General features: G+C 32.0%; 15 protein-coding genes, 1 tRNA gene and 2 pseudogenes. 10 read left to right on the forward strand and 8 right to left on the reverse strand.

Annotated elements, in window-relative coordinates; all coding sequences use genetic code 11:
- The first annotated feature begins 25 nt into the window (after positions 1-25).
- From AC0L5U_RS01650 to AC0L5U_RS01670, 5 genes and pseudogenes are all read left to right on the forward strand, one after another.
- Positions 26-412 carry a hypothetical protein gene (locus AC0L5U_RS01650; RefSeq protein ID WP_473414375.1) on the forward strand — a complete coding sequence of 129 codons (387 nt, stop codon included), beginning with the start codon at positions 26-28 and terminating at the stop codon, positions 410-412.
- On the forward strand, positions 405-1,295 hold the full coding sequence (locus AC0L5U_RS01655; RefSeq protein WP_473414376.1) for a hypothetical protein: 891 nt from the start codon (positions 405-407) through the stop codon (positions 1,293-1,295). Before AC0L5U_RS01650 ends, AC0L5U_RS01655 begins: the two co-directional genes overlap by 8 nt.
- Positions 1,292-4,189: a hypothetical protein gene (locus tag AC0L5U_RS01660; protein ID WP_473414377.1), complete on the forward strand. Its 2,898-nt coding sequence runs from the start codon at positions 1,292-1,294 to the stop codon at positions 4,187-4,189. The genes AC0L5U_RS01655 and AC0L5U_RS01660 overlap by 4 nt, the downstream gene beginning before the upstream one ends.
- A 956-nt stretch (positions 4,190-5,145) precedes the next feature.
- Positions 5,146-5,513: pseudogene (locus AC0L5U_RS01665) on the forward strand (BfmA/BtgA family mobilization protein).
- A gap of 118 nt (positions 5,514-5,631) precedes the next feature.
- On the forward strand, positions 5,632-6,135 hold the full coding sequence (locus AC0L5U_RS01670; protein WP_473414378.1) for a hypothetical protein: 504 nt from the start codon (positions 5,632-5,634) through the stop codon (positions 6,133-6,135).
- 3 nt (positions 6,136-6,138) lie between these two features.
- Here the strand turns inward: AC0L5U_RS01670 and AC0L5U_RS01675 are convergent, their stop codons facing one another.
- The 3 genes from AC0L5U_RS01675 to AC0L5U_RS01685 form a co-directional block, all read right to left on the reverse strand.
- Positions 6,139-6,600 carry a site-specific integrase gene (locus AC0L5U_RS01675; RefSeq protein ID WP_473414379.1) on the reverse strand — a complete coding sequence of 154 codons (462 nt, stop codon included), beginning with the start codon at positions 6,598-6,600 and terminating at the stop codon, positions 6,139-6,141.
- On the reverse strand, positions 6,555-7,352 hold the full coding sequence (locus tag AC0L5U_RS01680) for a phage integrase SAM-like domain and Arm DNA-binding domain-containing protein (RefSeq protein WP_473414380.1): 798 nt from the start codon (positions 7,350-7,352) through the stop codon (positions 6,555-6,557). The genes AC0L5U_RS01675 and AC0L5U_RS01680 overlap by 46 nt, the downstream gene beginning before the upstream one ends.
- 240 nt (positions 7,353-7,592) lie before the next feature.
- Positions 7,593-7,676 (reverse strand) — tRNA-Ser (locus tag AC0L5U_RS01685).
- 188 nt (positions 7,677-7,864) lie between these two features.
- On the opposite strand from AC0L5U_RS01685, the gene AC0L5U_RS01690 reads away from it, so the two are divergent.
- The 5 genes from AC0L5U_RS01690 to AC0L5U_RS01710 all read left to right on the forward strand — a co-directional run bounded on the left by AC0L5U_RS01690 (position 7,865) and on the right by AC0L5U_RS01710 (position 12,633).
- Complete coding sequence (locus AC0L5U_RS01690) at positions 7,865-8,494, forward strand: NAD(P)H-dependent oxidoreductase (protein WP_473414381.1); 630 nt, start codon at positions 7,865-7,867, stop codon at positions 8,492-8,494.
- 133 nt (positions 8,495-8,627) lie between these two features.
- A complete protein-coding gene (locus AC0L5U_RS01695; protein ID WP_473414382.1) occupies positions 8,628-9,830 on the forward strand; it encodes a DegT/DnrJ/EryC1/StrS family aminotransferase in 1,203 nt (400 codons plus the stop codon).
- A gap of 11 nt (positions 9,831-9,841) precedes the next feature.
- Positions 9,842-10,711: a hypothetical protein gene (locus AC0L5U_RS01700; protein WP_473414383.1), complete on the forward strand. Its 870-nt coding sequence runs from the start codon at positions 9,842-9,844 to the stop codon at positions 10,709-10,711.
- A gap of 16 nt (positions 10,712-10,727) precedes the next feature.
- Positions 10,728-10,970, forward strand: coding sequence for a hypothetical protein (locus AC0L5U_RS01705; RefSeq protein ID WP_473414384.1), 243 nt, complete (start codon positions 10,728-10,730; stop codon positions 10,968-10,970).
- Between the two features lie 82 nt (positions 10,971-11,052).
- On the forward strand, positions 11,053-12,633 hold the full coding sequence (locus AC0L5U_RS01710) for a family 16 glycosylhydrolase (protein WP_473414385.1): 1,581 nt from the start codon (positions 11,053-11,055) through the stop codon (positions 12,631-12,633).
- A gap of 69 nt (positions 12,634-12,702) precedes the next feature.
- Here the strand turns inward: AC0L5U_RS01710 and ribB are convergent, their stop codons facing one another.
- The 5 genes and pseudogenes from ribB to AC0L5U_RS01735 form a co-directional block, all read right to left on the reverse strand.
- Entirely contained in the window at positions 12,703-13,863 is a 1,161-nt protein-coding gene (ribB, locus tag AC0L5U_RS01715) for a 3,4-dihydroxy-2-butanone-4-phosphate synthase (RefSeq protein WP_473414386.1), read from the reverse strand.
- 40 nt (positions 13,864-13,903) lie between these two features.
- On the reverse strand, positions 13,904-15,781 hold the full coding sequence (locus AC0L5U_RS01720) for an LptF/LptG family permease (RefSeq protein ID WP_473416139.1): 1,878 nt from the start codon (positions 15,779-15,781) through the stop codon (positions 13,904-13,906).
- Positions 15,778-16,353 carry an LptF/LptG family permease gene (locus tag AC0L5U_RS01725; RefSeq protein ID WP_473414387.1) on the reverse strand — a complete coding sequence of 192 codons (576 nt, stop codon included), beginning with the start codon at positions 16,351-16,353 and terminating at the stop codon, positions 15,778-15,780. Before AC0L5U_RS01725 ends, AC0L5U_RS01720 begins: the two co-directional genes overlap by 4 nt.
- A gap of 13 nt (positions 16,354-16,366) precedes the next feature.
- Entirely contained in the window at positions 16,367-17,005 is a 639-nt protein-coding gene (lolA1, locus tag AC0L5U_RS01730; RefSeq protein ID WP_473414388.1) for an outer membrane lipoprotein periplasmic chaperone LolA1, read from the reverse strand.
- An 18-nt stretch (positions 17,006-17,023) separates the two neighbouring features.
- Positions 17,024-19,416, reverse strand: a pseudogene (locus tag AC0L5U_RS01735) (DNA translocase FtsK).
- Between the last annotated feature and the right edge of the window lie 38 nt (positions 19,417-19,454).

The following is a 19,454-nucleotide window of genomic DNA, read 5'->3' on the forward strand; positions in this document are numbered from 1 at the left end:
GCTGTAAAAATAATAAGGAATTAATATGATAAAAAAAATAGGACACATACTTATATTAGGATATAACTTTTTTATAAGAAAAAGAGCGCTTTATAGGTTAACAGGTATTGCTGCTATTGGCTTTATCTTTTACGAACTAGGTGCACCAAATCTGCCCTTAAGTTCAAAGCCTGATTATAATAAAATAGCACAGGAATATGGTGAATTCGCGAAAACTGCTACTGGTTTTTTTGTGGATAAAATGGCTAGTGGTACAGATTATACAAACTTGTCTGTCGCAATCGTATTATTGTCAGTATGCTTATTAATAGAATTTAAAATTCTAAAACCAAACAAAACTGTAAATGCCACAAATGTATTTTCTGGTTGGTTCCAAAAAAATACAATTAATTATTACAATGACAATGAGTAACATATTTTTAGGATGGTTTCAAAAGAACACCATTAATAATTATAAAATATTAAGATTACCATTCTGGGTGAATGAGAGGTACTTTAATAAGTTGTACACCAAACATTATACTAAAGAATTCACAGCAAAATACAATTCTAACTTATTTGTAGATCAAGATAGAAATGCAGGAAGAAACCTCTTAAATGAGATTCTTCTAAACACAGACCATTTCATTTATATATTGAACGAATTAAGAATTTTAAAAGATTGGATTGAAGATTTTGTAGAACAATATACTGACCTAAAAAATCTATTGGATACTGAAAACATTACTGTAAATAACAATTCTAAACAACATAGTCAACTTGAGTTCCTTCTAAACAAAAGTCAAAACTTACTAGAACAGGTAAGTCGAGCTGATATAATATTGAGGCAAGATGTAAAATCACTACCACTAATTTTAGATGAGTTAGATGATACGAATCTCATATTAGCAGAGAGTTTTGATTTTCAACGTTTAAATCAATATGAAGAAGAAAAGCGATATATAGAGGTTGAACCTACTGACACATATCAAGTTATAATAGTTTTTAGAAGATTATCTGAAATTGTATTACAAATAAGTAGTTTAAATAGACTAATATCTGAACTAAAGGATACTCAGGTTAAATTTATTCACGGAAATGCAGGAATGGGAAAATCTAATTTCTCTGCATTTCTCTACACAGAGTTAAGAAAAAAGGATAGACCATCCATATTAATAAGTGGTAAATCTTTCGGTGGAGATCCAAATAGTTTCGATACTATATTAATGAAACAACTGCGAATTCCCAATGGATATGAGCTTGAAGAGGTTTTAGAAAGATTAAATACTTACGGTAAAAAAACGGATGTCGAGTGAGCTTAATTTTTGATGGTTTAAATGAAACCAGTTTTGCTCACGAAGGTTTTAGCGAGATATGGAAGAATAGCCTAGAAAAATTTATAGAGCAATTAGAAAAATATTCTTATCTGTTTTTTATTGCAACGTTAAGAACATCTTATATTTCAAGAATTTGGAGCAATAAAGAAATTCCTTTTGAACAGATACAACTTAACGGTTTTAAGGGAGAAAATTTAAACCGATTAATTCATTACTACTTTACAGAATACAGAATTAAAACAGAATCACTTATACAATCTGACGTGTTCTACTTCAAAACACCATTATTTTTAGACTTATACTGTAAAATGCTAAATGGTGCCAGAGAAAATATAGTTGAAGCGCAATTGGGGCTAAATGGTTTTAAACAGGTTTTTGACAATTATCTTGATAATTTAATAGCAGAGATTACACAAAAATTAGATTTGATCTCAGGAGAGTTAGTTAGTGAAGGTATCGAAAAAGTATCTCAAAAAATGCTCGGTTCTTTAAGTGCCTATATACCAATTAAATCTTTTTATGAAGAAATGGATGGCGCTAACGTGCGATCAAAATCAAAAACCATCGGACATCAAGTGCTTCAAGAGTATTTAATCTATTTAGATGAAAATATAAATAATCGTGATGTAATAATTCATACTCAGCAAGAAGTAGGAGGTTATCTGCTAGCTTCAAGACTAATAAATGAATACGGTAATGTAGACAATGTTATAAATTCAGATTTTTTTAAAAATCACATATTGGGTACATCTGGGGCAGTCCATCAGTTAAAAGATGATATTCTTAAATTTTTAATTACTGAAAGTGACGTTAATTCATTAATATTTCAAAGTCACCTCGGGCTAGAGGTAGTTAAAAAATTCACACTACTTAATTTACAGAGAACTAAAATAAGTGAAGAAACCCAAGTAATTACTCACTTATTAAAACAAGAAGAATATTCTAAAGATGAGATACGGACATTACTAATAGATGCTTCTGAAACTTTTTATGATCCTGAATCAAATATAAATTTTTTATTTATCAAGGATATTTTGCTAAAAGCGGATAGCTATAAACTTGACTTTACCTGGACGTACTACATATACAATAACTATTATGACCTAAATGAGTTTGTTAAATACTTTAAAAATAATCCTGAAGAAATTACTAATGACGACGATTCTAGTAAAGGAATTATAGAATTAGCAATATGGCTACTAGAAACTACGATTAGAGATTTAAGAGATAAGAGTACTAAATTATTAATTAGTTATTTTACTATACGCCCAGATCAATTACTAACCTATTTGATTTACTACAGCGAAACAAATAGATTCTATATAAACGAACGTATTGCTTTGGTAACCTACGGAGTTTGTTTAAGACTACAAAATGATAAATCCTTTATTGAAAATGAATTAAGCATAATTGCAAATAAATTGTATGAATTACAATTTTCCGAAGAGCCAGAACAGCCGACATATAACTACATTATCATTGATTCTTATAAACATATTATCGATTTAGCTGTCCTTAAAGGTGTTTTCGATCTCGACGAATTAAATTTAGAACGTTTAGCAAACTACAGTTTTGTTAAGGACGATTGGTTTGTTATAGATGAAAATGATATAGAGGCTGTACCAATTGCAACTAACTGGAGTCTAAGTCCAAATCCTGATCCTTTAGCAGGAGACTTCGTTCATTATACGATACCAAGATTAGATAATCTTAACCACGAAACAAGAGTGGAAAATACAGCAAACATTTACAAAGAAATTATAAGGCTTGGTTACATTAGTAATGACGATAGTTTAGCAGGGAGAGAAGATTCCTTTTATGGAGGAGCCAGTTTACTTGGAAGTAGGTTAAAAGTTGATAGACTTGGAAAGAAATATTCCTGGATTGCATACTTCAACTATGCTGGCTATTTATTAAGTCAAAATAAATTAGGTGTTTGGCAAGAAGAAAACTCGGAGTACAAAAAACATTATGAAAGGCTTAGTGATACAGAAATAGAACCAAGCTATGATGAAAACACGCCAAATACAGAAAGAGTAATTCAAACAGATTTTTTCGCAAATAGAAGTTTAGAAAATGGGGATTGGGTAAACGAACCTAACTACAATATTTTAGAAACACTTTACACTAAAAATGGCCATACCTTACTTTCCGCTTTTATCGATCAGAAGCTAGATGAAAAATACAAAACAAGATCTTGGATTCAAGCACATTCCTTTTTCGTAAATAAAGATCAAGTATTAGAGTACATTGAGCAAATTGAAAACAAAGAGTTTGATTGGAAAGATGACCTTTATAGTAGTGGCACTTTATCAAATACGTATTTTGGAGAATTATATTGGGCTGATACAATTCCTGTCAAGAATAAAGATACCCATAGCTTTCCAATAAAAGGGACCAAAGAAATCACTAGGGTTATTAATCATTTTGAAGTTAGAGAGTCTGGCGAATTCAATTTTGAAGATATAGGAAAAGAGATTACGGAAACTATTAGCGAAACCTGTCAATTTGAATATGAACAAACATTAATTGATTTTTTATGGGAAACTAATTCTAAAGAGATTCCAACATTAAGATGCGATATTCCAGCGCCTAACATTGGTAAGCATCTAGAATTAACTGTAGACTCTTCAAACACGAAGATACTTGATTCTAGTTTAGAAGAATGTTTTCAAGAATATTATGCCGAATATGAATTAAATTCTGAAAATTTTAATTATTTCAGAACAGATTTGTTAAAAAAATATTTAAAAGACACCAATCAACTATTGATGTATCAAATAAAACAACACACATACGATCAAGCTGCTAATATTCCATCAGGTCATTTTAGAGGTATGCAGTTTGTTTTTTCACCTTTGAATAGAGAATAATTTAAATAAAAAGATGAAAAATGGTTCATATTAAATCAAATTATGAGCCGAATACCATTCTTAATGGGCTCATAACATAATTTGTTTAGATATTACAAACCGTTTCACCCCATTCCTCTGCATTTCGCAAAAAGCTTCATTCCGAGAAAAGAGGTTCACTAAACTATCTTGAACCCAGTCGCAGAAAAAGCGACAGCGTTCGCCTGACAAAAAGATTACCACAACCTATTTCTTCACAAAGTTTAAAATTCTGTCCGAGACGAACTGCATAACCGTTCGCTCACTCACTTTTATAAGTTCTTACTCAGTCATAATTTTAGTTTCGGTTACCGAAAAGGTAACGGCGATGGCGCTATGGGAAGTAAGTGATTGAAATTGAATTGAGGCTTATTCTGTATCATTTTGCTACAAATGAACTTGGTAATTATTAAAGGACATAGAATTCAATACCAAAAGAAAAGGAAAACGCTCAAGATATAATAAGTAGGTGATTTCAAAAGGAAAAGTATATCAAACTACATTAAATAAAACCATCTAAAATGAATATGAAAATTATTTTATTTATATGATTGTCAGTTACTTAAAAATAAGTAACTTCATTTTATTACTAAAAAAGTAATGGTGTTGAAAGTGCCTAAAATAGCTTTTCAACATAGGTTGAAAAGTATAAAGATCCTGAAATGAAATGAAGGAATCGTATAGCAAGAGGGTAACACGCTTCGCGTTGTTACGATTATACGATTTTCGCTATAAACCCATATTTTATAGGGTCTAGTATAGTTTTTAGGCTTTTTGAGATTTAGATATAAACGCTACTTTTTACTAAAAACACTTGGCAGTCACCGTAAATAGACAATTATTTTACTAAAACTATGGATAAAGGATTTGAAAAAGAAAAGTTTGAAACATTAAAGATCAAAAGGTCTGTGGCGATTGAGTTTAGAAAATTTAGTAAAATGCTCTCAAAATCGCAATCGATGACATTGCTCTTAATGATGGACTTTTTAATGAAAATGGAATTTCCCCAACAGAGCATTTAGGACCACGGATGGAAACGCTGGAAAACAGAATTTCCGTTCTAATCAAAAAGCGAATAAACGGAATGATCGCTATTATGAAAGATATTGAAAAATCGCAAACCAAACCGACCATGGCTATGATGCAAGCTCTTTTCCAGGCAGCAGAACCACCCAAAGAAAAATTGATTTTAGAAAAAAATATTTTGAAGAAAAGAAAGAAGTTAAATATAGAGCAAAGAAGTTCATTGATAAGAATGAGTAATGGAAAAGGTCAACTACATCATTCAGCTCAACGCGGCTTTTGAGCTTTTCAATAATGACAATAGAATTAAACAGGGTCATATCACATTGTACCTGACATTCTTTCAGAAATGGAATCGAGAGTTTTTTAAAACGTTCATAATTATAAACAGGGAATGGATTATGGAAAAAGCGAAATTCAAATCAAAAACGACCTATCACAATTATCTTAAAGACCTTAATGACTGGGGCTATTTAAGATACTATCCATCTTATCATCCTGCCGTAGGTTCAAAAGTCCAGATGTCCATTTTTTTTACCTCAGATGGTCAAAAATTGGCTAACTGCGTCCCAGAACCAGGCCAAAATCTGGTACCTTCTTATAAACATAAAACAATAGAAAACTTAAATAAACTGGCAAGGCCAAAAAATGAACAGGTTGTTTTAATTTTTTTTAAAGAAAATAATTGGTCAGCTATGAAAGGAAAAAAATTCTATGCATATTACGAAGCCAGAGATTGGGAACTGAGCAGAGGACTTAAAATAACAAACTGGAAAACAGCTGCTAGTGATTTTGTCCAGAAAGGTCTTCAAATAAAAGAGGAAATCACTAGGCCAAATTCTGGCCAGCAAGATAATTTGCGAAAATATGATAATAGAAATAAGGACTATGGTATGCCTCTTTAATCTCTACTTAAACTTATTCCTCAAAATTTCCATATCCTTACTTACCTTCATATCTAATATTTTAGCATAGTGTTGAGTGGTTTTTAGATTTGTATGACCAAGCATTTTGCTTACGGATTCTATTGGTACGCCATTGGTAAGCGTTACAGTTGTAGCAAAGGTATGTCGTGCTAAATGAAACGTTAGGTTTTTAGTAATACCTGCCAAAGTTGCAATCTCTTTTATGTAGGCATTCATTTTTTGATTACTAAGAACAGGCAGTACCAAATCCTTTTCTTTCAGTAGCTCATTGTCTTTGTACTTTTCGATGACAACTTTAGCAATGGGTAAAATTGGGATATTACTTCTAGTATCTGTTTTAGAGCGTTTGGTTTTTACCCATTCCTCACCATCAGTACCCAAAACGATATCACCTCTATTTAATTTTTTAACATCAGCATACGCCAGACCAGATTGAAACAGCAAAAGATAAAAATATCACGTACTTGGTCGAGCCGTTCCATCTTCAGCTCTAGCTGAATAATCTTTTGAATTTCTTCTTCCGTTAAAAATTCACGTTCTACAATTTTGAGTTTAGCTTTCCAATGCAAGAAAGGGTCTTTATCAATCCAGTCGTTGGCGTGAGCAATGCGGATAATCTTTTTAAAATTGGTGATATACTTAATCGCAGAGTTGTGTGCACACTTGCGAGTGGTTTTAAGATAGTATTCAAGACCTGTGATGAATTTATGGTCTACATCTTTTACGGGGATGTCATTTTTCTTGTATTTCTTCTTAATATAGTCTGCTACGTGTTTTCTACACGTGCGATATCGCTCTGCCGTTCCTGCGGCAAAATCTTTCCCAATTAAACTGTCAACTTTGTCGTTGTGTTCTTGAAATATCTCGAGTAGCATTTTTTGGCTTTTGTCTTTCCCTAGTAAAACATCCCTAATGTCAGTCGCTGTATAAGTCTCATTTTCTCTTTCAAAATTTTGTTGAATGGAATAGACTTTATTCCGTAAAATACTCAAATGTTGATTGATATTTTGAACCTCTGGCGAATTACCCATTGCTAGTTGAGCTTTGGAATTCCACCAATCTATGTGGGTTTTGCGGTGGATACTAAATTCTGAGCGTCGTCCATCAAATGTGATTCTTAGGTATATATTGGTCTTTCCGTTACGGTCAGCTTTACTTTTTTTGATATAAAATAGAAGTGAAATTGCTAGTGACATAATTAAAAGTGCATCGATTTCCACCAATGTACTAAAAAATATCCATATTAAAATAAATATAAATAACTTATATTCAATTACTTATATACCTTTGGTGGAACTTTTTTGAGTTTATAAAGTGACACCGAATTAGCCCCTTTTAGGATGATATTATATGATATCAAATGAAATCATATAAAATGAAAAACCCTCTAAATCAAATGATTAGAGGGTTTTTGTTGCCTTTTGTAGGACTTTTCGCGGAGAAAGAGGGATTCGAACCCCGGAGGTGTGACCCTCAACAGTTTTCAAGACTGCCGCATTCGACCACTCTGCCATTTCTCCTTGAGTGCCTCATCAAGCTATTTGCTTGAATGCGGGTGCAAATATAACGTCCTTTTTCATTCTATCAAATAAAAACTTACTTTTTTCACAATAAATTTTGCGTATTTTCCAATGCATTTATTTTATCCACCATTAGTACAAAAACAAAATTGCAAACCTTATTTTTGTAGAAACACTTAGATATTATAATGAACACAATAAAACAGCTTAAGTGGCGGTATGCAACAAAAAAATTTGATGCAATCAAAACACTACCAAAAACTAAGTTAGATATTATATCACAAGCATTTAACCTAACTGCAACATCATTTGGGTTACAAACCATCAAGTTAGTTGTTATAGAAAACAAGCAAACCCGAATTCCTCTTGTAGAAGCCTCTTACGGTCAAAAACAAGTATTAGATGCGTCTCATTTATTGGTAATATGTATTCAAGATAACATTGAAAACACAGATGTTGCAACCTATTACAACAACATTAAAACCATCCGAAAAACGCCAGAAACCATATTAAAACCCTATCGTGAAGACCTTATTAAAATGATGGAAGGAAAATCCATAGAAGAGCGACAAAAATGGTCCACCAACCAAGCTTACATAGCGCTAGGTAATTTAATGACTGTTTGCGCCATTGAAGGTGTAGACGCTTGTCCTATGGAAGGTTTTTTACCAAATAAGTTTGACGAAATTCTTAGACTAAACGAAAAAGGACTAAAATCAGTTTTACTTCTTCCTGTAGGTTATCGTGCCGAAGATGATATGTTCTCAAGTTTCAAAAAAGTTAGAAAACCTATAGAAGAAACCGTAATAAAAATATAAAATATTTGGGCGTTACCACAAGGGTCGGGCTTTCGGCAGTCGCTTCCCGATGAAAAATCGGGAGAGCTTCAACAAATGCCTCAATCCCTAACGCGGAACCAGCGTCCGTTTCAACAGAAAAGACCATACAATTATGCCAGGATTTGAATTATTTGGAGATTTAGAACGAAAAGAAGTAAACGATGTATTAGACAATGGTGTTTTAATGCGCTACGGTTTTGATGGTATGCGTAATGGACATTGGAAAGCGAAAGCATTAGAATCAGAACTTCAAAACACCTTTAAATCCAAACACGTGCAACTCGTTTCCAGCGGAACCGCAGCAGTATCCGTTGCACTAGCTGCAGCAGGGGTAGGTGCAGGCGATGAGGTTATTATGCCAACCTTTACATTTGTAGCAAGTTTTGAAGCTATAATGATCTTAGGAGCCATTCCTGTATTAACAGATATTGATGATACGTTAGGCTTAAATCCAGATGCGGTTGAAAAAGCCATCACACCAAAAACAAAAGCCATTATGGTGGTGCAAATGTGCGGTAGTATGGCAAATATGGATGCGTTGCAAACAGTTGCCAACAAACATAACGTATTATTAGTAGAAGATGCATGTCAAGCCATTGGCGGAACATATAAAGGTAAACCTTTAGGAAGTATCGGAGATTTAGGATGTTTCTCATTCGATTTTGTGAAAACCATAACCTGTGGGGAAGGTGGAGCAGTAATAACAAACAATAAAGAATATTACATAAATGCCGACCATTATAGTGACCATGGTCATGATCATGTTGGTAATGATAGAGGTGCAGAAACACATCCTTTCTTAGGATATAACTTCCGTATTTCAGAATTGCATGCTGCAGTAGGATTAGCACAAGTAAAGCGCTTGCCAGAATTTTTGGAAATACAAAAGCGTAACTTCAATATTATTAGAGAAGCCTTAGCTGAAATTCCAGAAGTTACTTTCAGAACTGTTCCAGAAGGCGGGGTAGAAAGCTGTGCTTTTTTAAATTTCTTTTTACCAGATATAGAAACTGTAAATAAAGTTTCAAAAGCCTTTAAAGAAAATGATGTTGATGCATTTTGGAATTATTACAACAATAGTTGGCATTATATCAGGGAATGGGAACATTTAAAACATTTAAAATCGCTTTACCCAATTTCCAAGGAAGTGAAAAAAGGTTTAGAAAATCTTAAAAACAGAGACTTCTCTAAATCTGACCATTACATCGCAAGAAATATGTCTTGCTTAATAAAATTATCTTGGACTGAGGCACAGGTAAACGATAGAGCCAAAAAAATGGCAGAAATTATTAAATCAGTAGTAAAATTAAATTAGTATATATAATTATGTTAAAAAAAGTAACACTCATAGGTTTTTGTTTGGTGTCGATTTTAGCGTTTGGTCAAAAAAAGAAGTTTCATATTGTAAAGTTATTGCCCAATAAGGATGAACCAGTTGAAGCAGTAGATTTTTATGTATCTGAAGTAATCGATAATAGAGTTTATAAGGATAATATTGGAATAGCCCAAAAAGGTATTTTTAATAAAAAGGTGCTTTCAAAATTTGATAAACCTTTTGAAGAAGCAATTTTAGATTATTTAAATAGTGTTTTTCCTGTTGATAATTCTAAAACAAATATAGTTTTAAGAATAAATCAGCTTTTGATTTCTGAAAATACAGGAGCGTTTAAAGAAACAGGTAAAGCTATAGTTAATTTAGATGTGCTTAAAAAAACGGGTAACGATTATTTTTTATTGGGAAGTCACTCTTCATATAAAGAAAAAAATAGTGCAGATGTAACAGGAAAGCATGATGATAGAATAAGGGCAATTTTAGTGGATTGTCTTTTAGAATACCAGTTTAAGCTCAAATTTGAGAGTGAACTGATAAAACCTAAACTTATTTCGATTGAAAGTTTATTGAAACCTGCAATTTTAGAAAATGATATTAAACAAGGTTTCTTTCAAACTTTTCATGAACTTTATAATAATGCGCCTTTTGTTGATAATTCCATTAAATTCCGAAAGACCACAAATCAAAACAATAAACTATTTTTACAAGATATAGAGCATAAAAGAGCTTTGTATTTTGCTTTATATGATGGTACTTCAATATTTTTAAATGCAGCAAATTATTCTGGCGATAAACATTTTGTGCGTTCTGAGATTGTAGATAGGTTTTTGTTATTTAATGATGCATTTGTAGCATCAAGATGATGCCATCAGTATGTCTATGGCATTTGGGGTTTTAGGTATTTTAGCGACAAATAAAAAATCTCATGTACTTCTGGATTTGTACACAGGACAATTTCATATTCTAAAGGAAAATAAAATAAAAGTTTTATTGCGTAATCATCGAGAACTTTATGAAACTTATAAAACTAACCGTGATAACATCTCTGTTATGAAAGAAATTTTAGAAACACTTTTTGAAAAAGAAGATGCTGAAGATCTCAGAAATTCACTTCGTTCTTAACTTTGTATGGTTTTTGTAGGGGTCTAAATTTCTTGCACTTAATCATTAATACATAGTTTTGATTAAATAAATAATTAATACTATGCAGTTTCACTACTTGAAATTTTTTATCCCAGTAACACTAATTTTTCAGATTGGATTTTCTCAACAATTTCCTTTAGATTTTTCTAATAGTTCTGATGATTTTACATCGTTTGGAGGTAGTGGTTTTTCAACCAGAAGTAATCCAGATGATGCAGGTGATACTGTCGCTCAATTTTTTAATGACGGATCAGAACTTTGGCAAGGATTTAAAATAGATTTAGTGAGTGCTATAGATTTAAGCGCTCAAAAAAACATAACTCTAGATTTTTATGCGTTCGATCCAAATAATCATGCCATAATGGTTAAATTAGAAGATGGTACTAATCCGGATGTTCAGGTAATAATTAACGATTCAGGATCTGGCTGGGAAAACGGGATTGATTTTAATTTCGCTAATGCTAAATTGAGTTCAGATGGAGTAACATCAATTAATGCTACTGGATCTTATAATAGATTAGTGATTTTTATTGACGGAGGTAGTACCACCAACGGAACTTACCTTATTGACGATATAAATAATGGTGCTACACCCACAGATCCAAATGCTTTAGATGTTATTTACTCTGATTTAGTTTGGGCAGATGAGTTTAATACATCAGGATTAGATAATCCAGTTGATGGCAATAAATGGCACCATCAAACACAAATACCAGTTGGAGGAAATTGGTATAATGGAGAACAACAGCATTACACAAATAGAAAAGAAAATTCTTTTGTTGAAAACGGGTTTTTAAATATTGTTGCAAAAAGAGAAATTCCAGGTTTTTTAGATCAAGGTGTAACAAAAGATTATACTTCGGCACGACTAAATTCCAAATATGCATTTACATATGGTAGAGTAGATGTCAAAGCAAAATTACCAAGCGGTAACGGTACATGGCCAGCAATTTGGACTCTAGGAAAAAACATAAATGAAGATGGAGGTTACTGGGATAATCAAGGTTTTGGAACTACGGGTTGGCCTACTTGTGGAGAAATTGATATTATGGAACATGGTTTGGGGGCTGTAAATCATACATCTAGTGCATTACATACACCTTCAAGTTCTGGAAATACAGTAAATTATTCTTCACAAGTACTTAGTGATGTGGCTACTAATTTTCATGTTTATTCTGTCAATTGGTCTCCAGATCAAATTACGTTTTTAGTGGATGACGTTCCTTATTATACTTACAATCCTTCTGCTAAAAATTCGAGCACATGGCCATTTTTTGAAGAGCAATATTTACTGCTAAATATTGCTATGGGAGGAGCATCTGGGGCTATAGACCCAAGTTTTACACAAAGCAGTATGGTAATAGATTATGTGCGGGTGTATCAAAATACAGGGCTTAGCGTGACTAAAAACACACTTAATACATTTAAAGTATTTCCTAATCCAACTTCAGATACTATAAATATATCAGCTTCTGAATCAATAAATAAAATAGAACTATTTGATATTTTAGGAAAAAAAATACTGGAGACCTATGATAAAAAGTCAATTAATGTAGAAGCAGTAAAAGCTGGGTTTTATATACTAAAAGTTTTTAGTAATTCTGGAACTACAACTAAAAAAATAATAATTCAAAACGACTAAGAGTGACTAATTAGTTTCAAGAAAGGGAACAGTACATAAAGAAACAGTTTTTATGAGTTCCCTTTTTTATTAGTACTTCACATACTCTACAATTTCCAAACCATAACCAATCATACCCACACGTTTGGTTTTTTCGCTATTAGAAATTAAGCGCAGTTTATGAATATCTAAATCGTGTAGAATTTGTGCACCAATACCAAAATCTCTAGTATCCATATTGATTCTGGGGGCTTTTAAAACTTCTGTAGAATTTTGATGTTCCTTTAGGAAAGACAATCTATTTAGGATATTTGTGGCTTGTACTTCTTGATTTATAAAAATTATAGCACCTTTTCCGTTAGTATTTACTGTTTGAAACATGGCATTTAATTGCTTATCAACATTATTGGTTAAAGTACCAAGTATATCGTTGTTGATAAGTGTAGAATTTATACGAGTTAAAACAGGTTCATCATTTTTCCATTGTCCTTTGGTAAGTGCAATATGTATTTGATTATTGGTAGTTTGTTTGTAAGCACGTAACCTAAAGTTTCCAAAGCGAGTTTTAATTTCGAAATCTTCTTTCTTTTCAATTAACGAATCATGTTGCATCCTATAAGCCACTAAATCTTCAATAGAAACAATTTTTAAGTCGAATTTTTTAGCAACTTCTATCAATTGTGGTAAGCGTGCCATTGTGCCATCTTCATTCATTATTTCAACAATAACGCCTGCAGGTTCCAACCCCGCTAATCGAGCAAAATCAATAGCAGCTTCGGTATGTCCAGTTCTTCGTAACACACCACCTTCTTTGGCAACTAATGGAAATATATGCCCTGGTCTAGCCAATTCAAAAGGTTTCATGTCTGGGTTAATAAGTGCTTTTACTGTTTTAGCTCTATCGGCAGCCGAAATACCAGTAGTAACACCATTACCTCTTAAATCTACTGAGACTGTAAAAGCAGTTTCCATTGGGTCTGTGTTATTAAGCACCATCATGTTAAGGTCTAATTCTTTACAACGGTTCTCGGTTAACGGAGCACAAATTAATCCGCGACCATGTGTAGCCATAAAGTTTATCATTTCTGGAGTAACCTTATCGGAGGCAGCAACAAAATCACCTTCGTTTTCACGATTTTGGTCATCTACAACAATAATTACTTTTCCGTTTCTGATGTCTTCTATAGCATCATGAATAGAATTTAATTGAAATTTAGCTGTGTTTTCTTCGGTCATTGTTTCTGCTATCATTTTACAAAGATATTGCTTATTTTAAACTATCTAAACAATTTTAGTTTATGTCTTGCTTAATTTTAGATTTTATAAATAAATGTGTAATTAAGTAAAAAGGAAACCCTAATATAAGAAGTAATAGGTTTGGTCCTTTGGTTTTAATTTGTTTGTAAAACGAAGAGATATTAAAAATGGATTTCACATAATAAATTACAAACAAGGAGAAAGAGACGAAACTAAGTTGAATAGAGGCAACCTCTAGTGATGGTAACTTATTGTTTTTGAAAACGAAATAAGATATTAATAATGCTACTCCAACACTATATAGTATTATTGAAAATAGAGAGTGATCATTATAATTTTTTAATGTAGGTCGCGCTTTTTCTATGGTCTCATGTCGCTTTATAGTTGCAGCTTTTTCTTGAGCTGATTTTTCCTTTAAAATTAAATTTAAATCTCTACTCATTTTTTTCTTTTCAAAAAAGTAGACTATAAAATATAGTGGCAACCCTAATATAATAAATAACACATTGGTAGTAATAGAATCCTCGCCTGTAAGTTTTTTGTAGTTTGAATGACTAATAAATGCTTTTATTAAAGCGAATAGGTAAATTACTAGTATGATTAAGCCTATAATAAAAATAATGTTTCCGATGAGAGGGAACTTATTATTCTTCAGAATGCTTCCAGTTAAAGCTAAAATTGCTCCAATAATGTAAAGTATAAAAGTTAGTTTTGAGTCTTCTTCATATTTATTTTTAAGACGTAATGCTTCTTCAAATTCTTGGTCTACAAAATCGCCACTAAATTTTAGTTGTTGATTACTAATTCCTCTAGAATTTAATATAGATAATGCGGTATTTTTATAAATAGGTTTATAGCCAAATTTAGCATGATTTTTTACAATGCTTTTTAGCTTGTCATTTTCGTAAGCGTTTAAAGTTTCATATTCTTTTGACGTTTGTTGAAACAATGAAGGATCTAACTCTGCAGATTTTTTCTTAATACCAAAGAATTTTTTAAGAGGTTCTAAAAGTCCTTCAGTTTCAAATAAACCTCTATCTGCAGTAGCTTTCTTTGTCAAAAACACACTCAAAGGAAACATAATTAAAGTAGAAAACCATGGTGCTAGTATAGGGTTGAAATCACCTGATTTAGCACTATTTAAAGCAAATATTCCAATAAAATGATAGGTTAAAAACAATAAAATAGCTACTACCATGGGTAAACCCAAACCACCTTTTCTAATTAGAGCTCCTAGGGGTGCACCAACAAAAAATAGAATAACACAAGCAAACCCTAAAGCTAATTTTTCGTGAAAAGCTATAATATGTTTGTTATACCAATCTCTTCTAGGTTTAAGTGTGGTTTTTTTATTTTCAATAAGTTGATGCATAGTATTTACTGCTGCTACAGCAGTACTAGTAAACTGGGATTTTTTTGTTGTATTGAATAAGTCTAATATGTTACCTGTATAAATAGAATCATTAGCTATTTCTTTTTCAGAGATTACTGCTGCTGAGTTTGTATCAGATACTTTTCCAAGAGCTTCTATACCTTGAATTTCATCATCATAAAGTTCTTTTAAAGGTTTTCTAATTTTTGTGATGGTACTTCTCTGGTACATCAGTTTACTAAATTGATCTATTGTTTGGTCGTACTGAACTGTTAAAGAATCAATTGTATAATCTAGATCGCTTAAATTAAGCATGTTATACTTGTTGGAATACGTGTCGTCATCTATATCAACATTATTTAAATCTGATAAATCAATATTGATAACGTATGTTTCAAAAGTACTTTTAGCAAAAGGGTGTTTTTTGCGGTCTTTTAGTTTTTTAGCTGGGATATCATTGTAATAATTACCATCATGTAGAATAAGTTTTAAAACATTTGAATCTTCACTACCAACAAGTTCTCCTGTTTTTGCAATTATTGTGGTTTGATTTTTTTACCATCACGCCCTTTCATATGGATGACAACATTTTCAAGAAATTGGCCTCTATCTCCAGTTTTCTTTTCTACTTTAATGTTGTAAGGCGTAGATTCTATTTCGTTAAATTGCCCTTCGGCAATAGCCATTGATGGCTTTACTTTAGCTAGGTTTTTTCTGAGATTGAAGAATTTATACTCTCCCCAAGGAATTACATTATTTGAGAATAAAAAAGTTACAAAAGCTAGTGATACTATAAATACACTTAATCCAGCCATTGCACGTTGCAATGAAATACCTGTAGATTTCATTGCTGCAAACTCATAGTTTTCAGCGAAATTACCGAACACCATTATAGAAGACAACAATATAGTTAAAGGCAACACCAAGGGCATTAACTTTGGAAGTCCGTAAATTACAAACTTGACTATTACTGAAATATCTAAATCTTTGCCTGCAAGTTCTTTAATGTATAACCAAAGCATTTGTAATATGAATATTAAAATTAATATTACAAAAACACTTAAAAAAGTTCTAAGATATGTGGTTAGTATGTAGCGGTCTAGTATTTTCACAAGGGATGATTACCTAATCGAGTTTATTGATGTAATAATCTTTGTATTTATCAGCATCAAAGGTAAATAAGGTTTTCGATAAAGGTTCATTCGTTTTGAAAGAATTAACGGTTAGTGTTGTTTTTGTTCCGTTTTTTCCCATTTGAATCAAGTTGTAAATATGTTTTGTAGATGCATCAATCCCTAATAAAATAGTTTTTATTTCAGAATCTGAATCTATTGGAGTCAATTTTACATATTGAATTTTTCTTCCTTTTATATTCTGAACAATATCTAACTCGTAAGTGTAACCATCTTCATAAAACGATAACATTTTACTAGGTGTTATAGCGTCACTTTCATCTTCAGTTTGAGTTGAAATTGTTACTTCTTCATCTTCAGGACTTATAGAGTAAAGTGTTTTTCCGTCATAAAGGCGTGTAATGCCTAAAATATTCAGTTTGTATTTTTCCCCTTGAAGCACTACATCTCCACGTGTTTCTTGCTTTACATTTTCAGAAGTGTTTTCTAAAATGTATTTAAATTCAATTTGAATGTTCTCGTAGTTTTGTACTTTTTTAGAAACCTCATTAAGTAAATCTTTGCCTTTGTTTTGTGAATACCCAGAAAAGATTGATAGTGCTACGAATACTATGGATAAGATATGTTTCATTGTTTTAATAATTCAAAATTAAATACTTTCATTTGCTAATAATTCATCCAGAGATATTAAATCAGGAACGAGTACTTGTCTAGCTTTACTACCCTCAAAAGGGCCTACAATTCCTGCGGCTTCTAACTGATCAATTAAACGGCCAGCTCTATTGTAACCTAATTTTAATTTCCGCTGTAATAAAGAAGCAGAACCTTGTTGTGCAGTTACAATTACAATTGCAGCATCTTTAAAGAGTTTATCTCTGTCTGATATGTCTATATCAAGACTTGTGCCACTTTCTTCGCCAACATATTCAGGCAGTAAGTAAGCATCTGGATAGGCTTTTTGAGCTCCAATGTAATCGGTTATCTTTTCGACTTCTGGAGTGTCTACAAAGGCACATTGTACACGTATTAAATCATTACCTTGTGTGTAAAGCATATCGCCTCTACCAATGAGTTGATCTGCTCCTGAACCATCCAAAATAGTTCGAGAATCTATTTTTGATGTTACTCTAAAGGCAATACGCGCAGGGAAATTAGCTTTAATAATACCTGTAATTACATTTACTGACGGACGTTGGGTTGCAATAATTAAGTGAATACCAATAGCACGTGCTAATTGTGCTAAACGTGCAATAGGCGTTTCTACTTCTTTACCAGCAGTCATAATTAAATCTGCAAACTCATCAACCACCAATACTATGTATGGTAAAAATTGATGCCCGTCGTTAGGATTTAATTTTCTGGATTTAAACTTCTTATTGTATTCTGCTATATTTCTACAAAAGGCATTTTTTAGAAGTTCATAACAGTTATCCATTTCAATACATAACGAATTTAATGTATTGATAACTTTGGTGTTGTCTGTAATAATAGCTTCCTCGCTATCAGGTAATTTTGCTAAATAATGACGCTCAATTTTATTAAAAAGCGTTAATTCCACCTTTTTAGGGTCTACTAAAATAAATTTAACTTCAGCTGGATGTTTTTTGTAAAGTAGTGATGTTAAAACTGCATTTAAACCCACCGATTTCCCTTGCCCTGTAGCACCTGCCATCAACAAGTGTGGCATTTTTGCTAAATCTACTACCAAGGTTTCGTTACTAATTGTTTTTCCTAAAGCAATAGGTAATTGCATTTCAGAAGCTTGAAACTTCTTAGAAGCAATCACAGAACGCATAGAAACAATTGTTGAATTCTTGTTTGGCACCTCTATACCAATAGTTCCTTTTCCTGGAATTGGAGCTATAATACGAATCCCTAATGCAGAAAGGGACAATGCAATATCATCCTCTAGATTTTTAATTTTTGAAATTCGGATACCAGCTTCTGGTACAATTTCATATAAAGTAACAGTTGGGCCAATTGTAGCTTTGATACTAGAAATTCCAATTTTATAATTACTTAGTGTATCTACAATTCTATTTTTATTTTCTTCAAGCTCTTCTTGATTTATGGTAATCCCTTCTGTATCGTACTTTTTCAATAAATCTAATGGAGGGAATTGATAATTACTCAGTTCTAAAGTTGGGTCAAATTGCCCAAAATCTTCAACCAATTTATTGGCAAGATTATCAGTTTCTGAGACTTCTTCTTTTACAGCTTCAACTTTAATTTCTAATTCTGGATCTTCAATTTCTTCTGGTTCAGGAATTTTAACTTCCATCGGAGAAGTTTCTAAAACAGGTTTCGATTCTTTATGAACAGGTGTTATTACTTGAGGAATTTCTTCTTTAGGGATATCAAAAGCAGTTTTAAAAGCCTCTGCTTCTTCCGATAGGTTATTATCAATCGGCACTATATCTTCTTTTAAACCTGAAAACTCATCTTTAATATCTTTTTTAGCAGATTTGAATAAACGTTTAAAACTATCAAAAGTCACTTTAAATCGCATGGCTAAATAAGTAATTAAGCCAAATAGTAATACTAAGATAGTACCAAATTTTCCAATAAAATCTTGAAGAAAACTATTGATTTCAAAACCGATAGTGCCACCTAGGATATCGTTTTTTGCTCCAAAAAAACCTAAAAGTACTGAAAGCCAAATCATAATGAGAATACCCCAGAACCAATGTTTACGTAGCTTTGCTTTATTCTTATTTATTAGAACATAAATACCCGACAGAATTATCAATCCTGAAAGAATAAAAGCAGCTATACCAAATCCGTCTTGAATAAAAAAGTGGCTTAACCATGCTCCAACTTTACTTAGCCAATTTTGAGTTTCTGCATTTCTAGAAGCGAAATCAGAAAGTGTACTTTGATCTGCCTTTCCTGTAAAGAAAATGAGATAAATGATACAAAAAGTATGACACCAAAAATTACCAAGAAACTACCAAAAACTAGTTTTTGTTGACTAGACAACTTTAAACTAGGTTTTTTGAATTTTGGTGTAGTAGGTTTTTTAGTTTTGGTCTTTCTCGCCATTATGCGCGTTTAGTTTCAGCAAAAATACAAATTACTAA

The organism is Jejuia sp. G7-7, assembly GCF_055808955.1.